This is a genomic window from Merdibacter massiliensis (assembly GCF_900155395.1).
Lineage (GTDB): Bacteria > Bacillota_I > Bacilli_A > Erysipelotrichales > Erysipelotrichaceae > Merdibacter > Merdibacter massiliensis.
The window spans coordinates 191984-203758 of record NZ_LT699728.1 but is presented as its reverse complement, the minus strand read 5'-3'; the positions used below and the strand labels follow the sequence as shown (position 1 = coordinate 203758).

Below are 11775 nucleotides of genomic sequence, written 5' to 3'. Positions count from 1 at the left end.
CGCAGAAACAGCAAAAAAGGATAAAAAAAGCAAATGAAAAGTAAGAAAAAAGCCTGAAAATAAGTGGAATTATGTGATTGTATTGCAACGCTTTTAGAATGTTTTATAATAATTACAAGAGTAAGAGGTGTTTCTATGCGGATGAAGAGCAAGAAGCTGAAAAGATGGAATCTGCCTGCCTATGGAGAGAAACTGGATTGTGTAAAAAGCAAACCGTATTCGATCTTGATCATGATCGTGCTCATTGGTCTTGCCTTGATTTCCATTGATCAAAAAGTCATTGGAATCGCAATCATCGTGCTTGCGTGTTATCAGATCGGGTTTGCCAACAATCAAGTGCTCTGTGAGTTTTATGACCGCTATGTCGTTTTTTATAAAACGCAGGAACCGGATGAGTGTTTCATCTTATTTTGGCAGGATGTTGCAAAATGGCAATATCGATGCGGATGGATGCAGGATGAACTGCACGTCATATTAAAAGATGGGACCACTATGGATTTTTGTTCTTTATCCCGCCGAAAAATAGAACGCTACTTTCGCAAATATGTTCCGGATGTAGAAATGCCGATAACAAAGCAGCATATCTGAAGCCTGTGTGAACGGGCTTTTGTTTTTTTGGCAAATAGATTATAATAGGAAGGAATTGAGGTGTCATTCATGAATAAAAATGGTTTACATACAATGAAAGAATTTGTAAATATGAAAAAGCAGACGCTGGTATTTTCCATCCTGAGCCTGCTTTATTTTGTTGTGTATACAGGCGTTTCGATCGTTCTGGGCATGATCGTATCCGATATAGCGACCTGCATCGGATTCTGGCTGTTGAATCTATTGTCCACTTATGTCTATATGCGTTTTTTCTTTCATATAGTAGCGGCATTGCGTCAGGAAGAAACGGTGATCTATTTTCGCGATTGTATCCCTATGTTAGTGCTGGAGAGCATCTTATTTTTCTTCACGATTGCGGTATATTACAGCTTTGTGCTTTTTGTCAGCGTGTATACGGTGATTGCCGTGATCGCCTATCTGTATTGTTTCTTCTGTGTTGCTTTCCAATTGTTTTGTTTTTATCAAGTTTACCGCGGCAATCGCTCGATCCCAAAGATCGTCAGCGGAGCGCTGCAGGGAATGCTTGCTTCTTGGAAAAACATCTTGGCAGCTTGCGGAGGTTTGGCTGTCGGTTATATCGTATTGTATGTGTGCTCCATGGGGGTACAGCTGACTTTCAGCATGATGCTGCCGCATGTGCTGATATTGAATATTGGGGTAACGATGAATCGCTGGATGGAAGTCATCACGGTGATCTTGACGATGTTCATGACCGGTGTCTTTGATATGACGATGTGGATCTTCCTGCTGTATCAGGTTGTGGCGGCACTTTTGTTCTCCTATTTTTTCATCCATTGGATCGGATGGATCGTTCGCTTATGTGAATCATCATGGAATTAAAGAAGATCACAAACAGCCAGCGTTTGATCCAGAGGCTGGAAACGATGGGAATCTCCAGTGTGGAAGCATTGTTAGACTACTATCCGTTTCGTTATGAAGTGATGCAGGAAACACCGGTTGCACAATGGAACATCAATGATACGATCACCTGTGAAGGAACCATCCTTCGGCGGGGAACTTTGCTTCGTCTGGCGAATCATCGAACGATGACGCTTTTTTCTATCTTGTGTCAGTCACAAGAGTTTCAGGTAACGCTGTTCAATCGTCCCTGGGTCTCGCAGTTTCAGCCGGGAAAAATCATCACGCTGATCGGCAAATACAATGGAAAAAGCCGGATCACGGCTTCACAATATTATCTAAAGCCTTTGGCAGAGTTGGCAGGGATCCATCCTGTCTATAATCTGAAAGAAGGAATCAAGCAAAATGAACTGCGGCGTTTGATCCAGAAAGCTTACAGCGTATGCGGGCAAGATATCGCTACCTTTCTGCCGTCTGCTTTACTGCATCGTTATCGGCTTTGTAGCCGTCGTCAGGCCATCGCATGGATCCATTTCCCCCATTCCATGGAAGAAGTCAAACAGGCATTGCGTCATTTGAAATATGAGGAATTTTTTCGCTTTCAGTTGGTGATGCAGGCCATTCATCTGGAAAATAAAGAAATCGTAAAAGGAAACGCAAAACAGTTTTCGAAAGCAGAAGTGCTCGCATTGGAGAAAAGCCTGCCTTTCACTTTGACGGATGGGCAGAAACAAGCAATCCAGGAGATCTTAGATGATCTGTCTGGCGAGCATCTGATGTATCGAATGTTGCAGGGAGATGTGGGTTGCGGCAAGACGATGGTGGCTGCTTTCGGCTTATATGCCTGTGTGCTTGCCCATAAACAAGGCGCATTGTTGGCTCCTACGGAAATATTGGCCAGACAGCATTGCGAAAACCTGCAGCAGCTGTTCAAAGACCATGAGGTCCGTGTCGCTTTGCTTTGTTCCTCATTGAAACCGGCACAGAAAAAAATCATATTGGAAGAATTAGCAAATAATACAATTGATATTATCGTAGGTACACATGCCTTGTTTCAAGAAGATGTGCACTTTTATGATCTGGGGATGGTCGTTGCGGATGAACAGCACCGTTTTGGCGTGACCCAGCGCAGACAGCTGTTAGAAAAAGGGGAGAAGGTAGATTTCCTGTTGATGAGCGCGACGCCGATTCCCCGTACACTGGCACAATCCTTATTCGGCGATATGGATGTATCGATCATCTCCCATCTGCCGAAAGGACGTATGCCGATCGAAACGCACTTTGTCCCTTCTTCCAGCATGGGACCTGTCTTGGAACAAGTCCTGCAGTTAGTTGATCAAGGAGACCAGTGTTATGTCGTCTGTCCGGCCATTGAAAAAAATGAAGAGATGCCTTTGCGCAATGTATTGGATATTTATGAAGGAATGCAGCGTCTGTTAGGAAAACGCTATACGATTGCTTTGTTGCATGGACGCATGAGCGGAGAAGAAAAACAAGCGATCATGGAAGCTTTTCTAGCAAAAAAAATCCAGTTTTTGATATCGACCACAGTCATCGAAGTCGGAATCGATGTAAAAAGCGCCAATGTTATGGTCATCTATGATGCCCATCGTTTCGGCTTGTCTACGATCCATCAGCTGCGGGGAAGAGTGGGCAGAGGCAAACGCAAAGGGTATTGTTACTTATTGAGCGCTACGCAGGATCCTCAGGCAATCGAACGTTTGAAGATGTTAGAAAAACTGCAGGATGGTTTTGCCATTTCACAATACGACTTGCAATTGCGCGGTCCCGGCGATTTATTAGGAACCAGACAGAGCGGCGTACCGGGTTTTGTTCTTGCCAATGTCATCAGTGACGGCAAGATGCTGGAAGCAGCACGAACGGATGCAGCATATGTCTTATCGCATCTGGAAGATGCGGAGTATCGTTATTTACACTCATATATCCAGGAAGCATTGAAAAAGGCTGCCTACATAGATTAGCTTTGTGCTATAATACTGCTTAGCATATGGAAAGGGAGGATAGGATGGAATTCAGCAAAAATAAGAAAAAGATCCGTGATAAGAGTTTTTTCTTTGTGTGGATGGCTTGTTTGATCTTTTCTCTCTTTTTCATCGGATATTTTTTCTTCCTGCGTACCAGTGAGGTGGATGTGACCAAACATATTCAATTGTTGTACAGCGGGGAAAACGGCAGTGCAACGCTGCAAGTAAAAAATGAAGAAATCAGTGTCAATCAACGGTTACAAGATTTTTATGACTCGCTGCGTTATACGGTGACGCCCAACGAGGATCTTTCCAATGGGGACCAGATCACGATCACGACTGAATATGATCATGACCTTGCGCAGCAATACCATCTGGAACCGGTCAACCAGGTGCGGATCATCACTGTGGAAGGATTGCCGAACCGTTATGAAAATGCACAGGCAATTCCACAGGATTTGCTGTCTACGCTGAGCACACATGCCGACAATTATCTGAAAAAGCATCTTGCATCCATATTGGAAAATGATTTTACCGATTTTTATGAAGCAGAAAATGTGGAATTGGATGCTTCCAAGATTATTTATCAAGCATTTATGAAATCAAACAATGATGAAAACAGCGATCGTTTGATCGTCGTTTATCAATTAGATGCACACGGCATGATCAATCGCAGTGATGAGGAAAAAGATCTTCAAGAGTTAACAAGTACGATTTATTACATGGTCGTCTTTCCATCCATCAATGATTCTGGCGTCATCACAGAAACAAATGCTTATGGAGAAAAGCTGCTGGTTTCTTTAAGCGAAAAAGAGGACGAAGATGAACGGATCGATCAGCTGGAATCCTATTTACAGCGAAAAGGGAAAGAGAATTATCAGATCGAGCAGGTCAATACGGAGTCAAGAGAAGCAACCGCAAGCAAATAAAAACGGCATTGTATAAGGCCGTTTTTATTTATATGTGTGCCGGGCATGGCACGAATTCAGTTGGAGATAAACCAACCACAGGTAGTTACCGCCAAGTGTAGCGAACCACAAGTCGTTAACAGTGATGTTGAGGATGGAGGAAGTGGTGTAGCGATTCTTTCGAGCGTACGAACAGAAACCGGATATAAGGCTAAATGGTGGATAAGGTTGCATATCAAACCGAAGTCCAAAAGGTAAACGTAAAACCAAGACAGTAAATCAGGACGTTGTGAAAGAAACAGGATTCGTGAATTACCCCGGGAGGTCTTGTGGACGATGAAATCCAATATCTTTAAAATCAGTGATGGTAACATCGGTCGAAAAAGGTTTACCACAAGAAGTCAGCTGAGGTCGTAGTAGGTAGAGACATCTATACCCAAGGACCTAATGTTTATATGGTGCAGCTCACCATGCGCAATGTTTGGATAGTTCGAAATCGAGGATAGTTCCATAAGTGGGAATCGTAATCCCATGGGAATGAAGGTAGAGGGAATGGTTCCAAATATATTTACAAAAGGAAGGAGAAGCAACAACATGAAATTGATCGAAGTGATCTTAAGAGATGAAAATCTCGAAGAGGCAATCAAAAGAGTCAAAAGTAATAAAGGTGTACCTGGCATTGATAAGATGACAGTGGATGAAATTGACGAGTATTTCAAGGCCTATAGGGAACAGATAAAGAAACAGATACTGGCGAAGAAATACAAACCTCAACCTGTAAGAAGAGTCTATATTCCTAAATCAAATGGAAAGAAAAGACCCCTGGGAATTCCGACAGTAGTAGACAGGGTCATCCAACAGGCGATAGCTCAAGTGTTATCAGATATTTATGATAGTAAATTCAGTGAGAATAGTTTTGGATTCCGACCAAACAGGAGTGCACATGATGCCATCCTGCGAACACTGGACTACTTAAATGAAGGATACGAATGGGTCATCGATTTAGATATAGAAGCATACTTCGATACAGTAAATCACGATAAATTAATTTCAATACTTAGAGAGCATGTGAATGATTCGACAACATTGCATTTGATTCGTAAATTCCTGCAGGCAGGAATCATGGAAAATGGTTTTGTCAAAGCAAATGCCATAGGAATGCCACAAGGAGGACCTCTAAGTCCAATTCTATCAAATATTTACTTAGATAAATTTGATAAGGAACTGGAAGAAAGGGGACTATGCTTTGTGAGATATGCAGATGATAGTAATATCTTCGTTAAAAGCGAGATGGCAGCAAATCGAGTGATGAAGTCCGTCACATCATGGCTGGAGAGAAAATTATTCCTAAAAGTCAGTGCAACCAAAACAAAGGTAGTACGACCAACGAATAGTAATTTTCTAGGTTTTGCATACTGGAAGAACTCATCAAAATGGGAATGTATTCCTACAAAGAAGAGTAAGAAAAGCCTGTATGATAAATGTCGAAAGGAACTCATTCGAAAGAAATGTGTAGCACAGACCAACGCTAAAACATTCACCAGGATAAACCAAATCGTCAAAGGATGGATAAACTACTTTCGAATCGGAAGGATGAAGAACTTCATCGATGAATTTGGACAATGGTTAAGGCACAAAATAAGGGTCATCATCTTAAAACAGTGGAAAGTACCACCGAGGATATATAAAAATCTACAAAAGTTGAATGAGAAATTGCCATATCACTTCAGTGATGAACAACTCTACTCGGTAGCGAATACAAGGCTTGGCCTATATAAACAAGCAAATGGGAATGTAATTAATTTCTTACTTAATGCGGATATTCTAGCCATAAGAAAAGAGGAAAGACCTGGATTGGTCAATCCTCTAGCATACTATCTAAGATAGGTTGTATTAACATATAAATGTAGCGCCGTATACGAGACCCGTACGTACGGTGCAATGAGAGGGGCGAAGATTAATTTCTTCCCTCTACTCTATTGCAATTGTTCTTTCAATGCATCCAGATCTTGTTTTTCTGATTCGTGAAATACGATCTGAACGGCATCCTCTTCGCTATAACGCGGAATGAGATGGACATGGAAATGCATGATGCTTTGTCCGGCAACTTCATTTAGATTGCTTAAGATATTCATGCCCTTCGCCCCGGTTTTTTCCATGATGTGTTTTCCCAGCGTTTGTGCTACCTGCATCAAATGTGCCAAGATCTCTGGATCGCAAGTCAAGAAATTATCAAAATGTTGTTTTGGCACGACCAGGGTATGTCCTTTGGTCACTTGTGACAGATCGAGGAAAGCAATCACTTTGTCATCCTCATAAATCTTGCTGGAAGGAATCTTTCCTTCTGCGATATCGCAAAATATACACATATTTGACTACCTCCTATCATGGCTATTGTAGCAGAAATCAGACAGAAAAAAAAGCGTATGTGCACGGTGCATCATACGCATTCTTTTTTTATGAAAGGCTGCTAGTAGAAGAGGTAGAAGAAGCTGATTCTGCAATATCCGGACGCTGTACCAAATATTGCGGATAGCTTGTCTTGATCGAATTGAAGATATCTGTATCATAAACGGTGAAGTTATATTTCTTTAAGAAATAAACCATGCAATCGCTTGTGACGGAATCTTTTTCAGCCAAGGTAGAGATGATATCGTCTTTGATCGTATCGTAGTCATTGGATACGAAGTAGGCAATATAGTAAGTACCTGTTGTAGAGTCCACGATCACTTCATTGATCACTTTGTTTTCTTCTTTTGCATCTTTTAATTTATTCATCACGACGCTTGGCAATCCGCTGTCAGTATAATACAGCTGTTCATTGCCTTTATAAGTGGAAGTATCGCCGTATTTGTCTACGACTGTTTGAAAATCTTCTCCATCTTTGAGTGCATCCAAGGCCTGACTTGCCTGATCCTGCTCGCTTGTCGCAAAGATACGTGCTTTGACAGGCTGGTATTTTTCCATGAATTCTTCATTGTCTTCCTCAAAGTATTTCTTATTTAATTCCGTTTGTTCATACGTCGGCAAGATCACTTTTTTGATGTATTCTTCTTTGTCTGTATAACCTAGACGCTGTACATATTCTTCCATCGTCATGCCGTAATAAGATTGTGCCTGTTCAGCATAGCTGTCATAATCATCTTGTGCTTTTTTATTCATATCATCCGTTACTTCTACTTCGTTTTCGTAGATTTTTTCACGGATCAGCGAAAGTGTGTAATCGGTACCGCTGCCTGCTTTCATCTGCGGATACAGATCGCCGTCGGTGATCTTTGTATCGCCAACAGTTACTACCACATCATTTCCATGAGAGATGTTGGCATAGGCATTTCCACAGCCGGCAAGCATGAGTGCAGCACCCAGCATACAGATCATTTTTGTTTTTTTCATTTGTACGCCCTCCTTTACTCATCTAAGCCAGCGTAGATACGCAAACGGCTTTCCATATTTTCATCAGTGAACTTGATATCTAGCTGATCAGCAGCATTGAATAAGATCTCGCTTGCCAATGTGGAATTACGATTGACCAGAGTAGAAACAAGTGAGCTCCAAACATCATTATTATCGCTTTCTTTCACTGCATCTTTGCCAACGGTATCGGCATGGATCAATACCAGCTTGTCTCCGCTGTCACTGTCCACTTTGACCCAGGCACTGGTTTCTCCCTCTTTCAAAGCCAATGCAGCTTTGAGCATATCATCCGTAAATGTCGTAGAGCTGGATGTCTTCTCATCGATATAACCATAGAAGCCGTTTTCATCGCTGATCGTTGACTGTGACTGCTCTTTCGCCACATCGGCAAATGCACTGCCATCTTCTAGTGCCTGATCGATCTTTTCCTGTGAAGCTTTTTCATCGTCAGTGAGTGAGCTTGCATCATTGACTGCCAGCTCGATGATCGAGATCACATGCGGATTCTTTACATCTTTCATCAGATCATCGAAATGTTCTTTGACATAATTGCGCTGTAACACAGCTTCTTTTTGCGCCAGCATGCAGAAACGATCCAGTTCATCTTCTCCTAAACCGACGTTTTTCAACATGTCGGCGATCAGATCATCCGCACTGCTGCCGGAAGAACTCGTGCTTGACTGTGCCTGTGCTTCCAAATTCGAACGCAGTGTTTTCGCAGCTTCTTTCATCTCGTCTGTTTCTTCAGTTACGCTTTGTTCGATGACTGCATTACGGAAACGGTAATACAGCTGTGAAACAGAGAAACGGCTCATCTCATCGTAGAGATCATCGGCTGTCAGATCATAGCCGTCGATGGACGCAATCAATTCTTTGCCATCCACACTTTTTCCTTTGACAAAGTCTTTTGTCGTATCCCATACGTAGTAGATCGAAAAGCCGCACAGCAGGATCGCGATCAATACGACAAACCAGTTTTTCTTTAGTATTTCCACCATAAATTTCATCCTTTCAGTTGCTTTTTCATTATATGCGATTCTAGATGAAAAAGCAATTTTTCAAAGCAATTCACGTAATTTTCACATAGCCACAATTTCTGCGCTTTCCTTGAGACGTTTGAATTGAGGTTTTATCGCTTTTTTGCTATGATATGTCCGTTGATGAAAGGAAGATGCACATTGAGTACATTAACTGTAAAAGACCTACATGTACAGGTGGAAGATAAAGAAATATTAAAAGGAGTCAATTTGACTGTTCAGGAAGGCGAGACCCATGCTTTGATGGGGCCAAACGGCAATGGAAAAAGCACATTGCTGGCTGCCATCATGGGAAACCCCAAATATACGGTAACACAGGGAGAGATCTTGTTGGATGGCAAAGATGTCTTGGCGATGGAAGTAGACGAGCGCAGCAAAGCCGGTTTATTTTTAGGAATGCAGTATCCAAGCGAGATCAGCGGCGTGACCAATTCGGATTTCCTGCGTACAGCGATGAATGCGCGCAGAGAACGTCCGATTCCTTTGTTCCAGTTTATCCGCCAGATGGAAAAAACGATTCAAAAGATGCAGATGAAAGAAGATCTGGCCCATCGTTTTTTGAATGAAGGATTTTCCGGCGGTGAAAAGAAACGCAATGAGATCATTCAGATGCTGATGCTGGAACCAAGCATTGCAATGTTAGATGAGATCGATTCCGGTTTAGATGTGGATGCCTTGAAGATCGTTGCACAGGCTGTATTGGAGCTGCAGGAAAAGACAAAATTAGGCATGATCGTCGTTTCGCATTATGCCCGTTTCTTAGAATATGTAAGACCGACCCATGCGCATGTGCTGATGGATGGAAAGATCGTTGTCAGCGGCGGCAGTGAATTGATCGAAAAGATCGATCAGGAAGGATATGAGTGGGTCGAAGAGACATATCATGTCAGCAGTGCCAAACAAGTGGAAAAGAAAGTGGAATTATTAGGCAGCTGTGGTGCACACCGCGGGGAGTAAGCAGATGAAACAAGTATTTCAAGATCACTTTGATGCACAGCTGCAGATAGAAGATACACAAGCCTATGCCCTGACATTTGCACCACACAGCACAGGCAGCGTGTATGTGCGCGTCAGCAGCGGGCTGCTGGATATGGAATTGTTGGCATCTGCTTACAGCGAGACGACCGTATTTCTGGATATCCAAAGCAAACAAGCGCTGCAAAGCAAGATCCAGGTACAGGCACAGGAAGGTGCCTGGATCCATGTCGTTGTCTTAGATGTGGAAAAGATTCCGGCAACGTATAAGATTCAAGGCGAGCATTTCGGCAGTGAGGCCCATATCGAGATCCATAGCGCAACATTGGCGGCGGCCGATAAAAAATGGAACATGGAGATCCTGCACCGTTATCCGTATACTTATGGAATCATGGAAAATTATTGCGTCGTCGAAGATGACGTGCGTTGTGAAGTAGAAGCCATCGGCAATATCAAGAGCGGGGCACATGACAGTGTCAGCCATCAGAAAACGCGTGTATTGACGATGAGCGAGCGGCATCAGGCACAAGTGACACCGATCTTATATATTGATGAAAATGAAGTAAAAGCATCGCATGCCATGACCTTGGGCCAGCCGGATGGAGATCAGCTGTATTATTTACAGACCAGAGGGCTGAACAAAGAAATGGCATTGGGATTGTTATCGATCGGATATTTCTTGCCGATCATCGAGCGAATCACGAATAGTGAGCTTAGAGAAGAAGTAAAATGTAGAGTGGAAGAAAAGGTGGGATTGTATGGACATCGCGAACATTCGTAAAGATTTTCCGTTGTTATCACAGACCATGATGGGACATCCGCTCATCTATTTTGACAATGGCGCTACGACATTGAAACCGACCTGCGTCATTGATGCAGTAACCAATTACTATACGACATTGGGAGCGAATGCCCACCGCGGCGATTATGAACTGAGTGCAAAGGTGGATGAAGCCTACGAGTCGGCCAGAGAAAGAGTGGCACAGTTTCTGCATGCGCCAAGCAAAGAACAGATCGTGTTTACTGCAGGGACAAGTTCATCGCTCAATCAGATTGCGATCGGTTATGCAAAGAAAATCTTAAAACAAGGAGATGTCGTGCTCAGCACCATGGCGGAGCATGCTTCCAGTATTTTGCCGTTTCAGCGTGCAGCACATGAATGCAAAGCAGATGTGGAATACATCGCTTTGGATGCAGAAGGGCGCATCACGATGGAAAATGTCAAAAAAGCCATGCATGAAAAAGTAAAGATGATCGTCCTGGCACAGGTCAGCAATGTCTTGGGACAAGTGGCGCCGATCAAAGAAATCTGCAAACTGGCGCATGAACAAGGCGTGATCGTGGTGGTGGACGGTGCCCAATCGACACCGCATATGCCGATCGATGTGCAAGATCTGGACTGTGATTTCTTTGCCTTCAGTGCACATAAATTGTGCGGACCAAGCGGTGTTGGCGTATTGTACGGCAAAAAAGAGCTGTTGGAAGCCTGTGAACCGTTGTATCTGGGCGGCGGCAGCAATGCCCGTTTTGATGTCTGCGGCAATTTGCAGCTGAAAGAAGTGCCGTATCGTTTTGAAAGCGGAACACCGGCTATCGAAGGCGTACTGGGAATGCGTGCAGCGATCGATTATTTAGAAAATATTTCGATGCAGTCGATCCATGATCATGAATTAGAACTGCGTACGTATATGGTGGAAAAGATGAAAGAGATGCCCCATGTCATTTTATATAATGAGACGGCGCAAAGCGGGATCATCACATTTAATGTAAAGAATATCTTTGCCCAGGATGCGGCAAGTTATTTCAACAACAATGGGATCGCATTGCGCAGCGGCCAGCATTGTGCGAAATTGTTAGTCGAATTTTTAGGGGTAGGCGCAACGCTGCGCGCCAGTGTTTATCTGTATAATACAAAAGAAGAAGCCAATCGTTTCCTGCAGGTACTGCAGGAGTGCACGATGGAACGCTGTTTGGATATCTTCTTTTAAG

Annotated in this window: 11 protein-coding genes; 8 read left to right on the top strand and 3 right to left on the bottom strand. The window is 43.1% G+C overall.

What is annotated here, in order from left to right; translation table 11 throughout:
- The first annotated feature begins 135 nt into the window (after positions 1–135).
- From BQ9859_RS11100 to ltrA, 5 genes are all read left to right on the top strand, one after another.
- A complete protein-coding gene (locus tag BQ9859_RS11100; protein WP_075878222.1) occupies positions 136–588 on the top strand; it encodes a hypothetical protein in 453 nt (150 codons plus the stop codon).
- A 69-nt stretch (positions 589–657) separates the two neighbouring features.
- Positions 658–1449: a hypothetical protein gene (locus BQ9859_RS11095; RefSeq protein ID WP_075878221.1), complete on the top strand. Its 792-nt coding sequence runs from the start codon at positions 658–660 to the stop codon at positions 1447–1449.
- Complete coding sequence (recG, locus tag BQ9859_RS11090; protein WP_075878220.1) at positions 1440–3449, top strand: ATP-dependent DNA helicase RecG; 2010 nt, start codon at positions 1440–1442, stop codon at positions 3447–3449. Before BQ9859_RS11095 ends, recG begins: the two co-directional genes overlap by 10 nt.
- 44 nt (positions 3450–3493) lie before the next feature.
- Positions 3494–4381 carry a hypothetical protein gene (locus BQ9859_RS11085; RefSeq protein ID WP_075878219.1) on the top strand — a complete coding sequence of 296 codons (888 nt, stop codon included), beginning with the start codon at positions 3494–3496 and terminating at the stop codon, positions 4379–4381.
- A gap of 573 nt (positions 4382–4954) precedes the next feature.
- On the top strand, positions 4955–6247 hold the full coding sequence (gene ltrA, locus BQ9859_RS11075; RefSeq protein ID WP_075876852.1) for a group II intron reverse transcriptase/maturase: 1293 nt from the start codon (positions 4955–4957) through the stop codon (positions 6245–6247).
- 89 nt (positions 6248–6336) lie between these two features.
- Here the strand turns inward: ltrA and BQ9859_RS11070 are convergent, their stop codons facing one another.
- The 3 genes from BQ9859_RS11070 to BQ9859_RS11060 all read right to left on the bottom strand — a co-directional run bounded on the left by BQ9859_RS11070 (position 6337) and on the right by BQ9859_RS11060 (position 8772).
- The gene (locus BQ9859_RS11070; protein WP_075878218.1) at positions 6337–6729 is read right to left on the bottom strand and encodes an HIT family protein; all 393 of its coding nucleotides are present in this window, start codon (positions 6727–6729) and stop codon (positions 6337–6339) included.
- Positions 6730–6817: 88 nt separating this feature from the next.
- Entirely contained in the window at positions 6818–7753 is a 936-nt protein-coding gene (locus tag BQ9859_RS11065; protein ID WP_075878217.1) for a peptidylprolyl isomerase, read from the bottom strand.
- Positions 7754–7767: 14 nt separating this feature from the next.
- Positions 7768–8772, bottom strand: a complete 1005-nt coding sequence (locus BQ9859_RS11060) for a peptidylprolyl isomerase (RefSeq protein ID WP_075878216.1) — start codon at positions 8770–8772, stop codon at positions 7768–7770.
- A 180-nt stretch (positions 8773–8952) separates the two neighbouring features.
- Between BQ9859_RS11060 and sufC the strand changes: the two genes are divergently transcribed.
- Genes sufC through BQ9859_RS11045 form a run of 3 tightly spaced genes read left to right on the top strand, consistent with a single transcriptional unit; the run spans position 8953 to position 11774 of the window.
- On the top strand, positions 8953–9768 hold the full coding sequence (sufC, locus tag BQ9859_RS11055) for a Fe-S cluster assembly ATPase SufC (protein ID WP_075878215.1): 816 nt from the start codon (positions 8953–8955) through the stop codon (positions 9766–9768).
- A 4-nt stretch (positions 9769–9772) separates the two neighbouring features.
- Positions 9773–10567, top strand: a complete 795-nt coding sequence (locus BQ9859_RS11050; RefSeq protein WP_075878214.1) for a SufD family Fe-S cluster assembly protein — start codon at positions 9773–9775, stop codon at positions 10565–10567.
- Positions 10545–11774 carry an aminotransferase class V-fold PLP-dependent enzyme gene (locus BQ9859_RS11045; RefSeq protein ID WP_075878213.1) on the top strand — a complete coding sequence of 410 codons (1230 nt, stop codon included), beginning with the start codon at positions 10545–10547 and terminating at the stop codon, positions 11772–11774. Before BQ9859_RS11050 ends, BQ9859_RS11045 begins: the two co-directional genes overlap by 23 nt.
- Position 11775 lies beyond the last annotated feature (1 nt).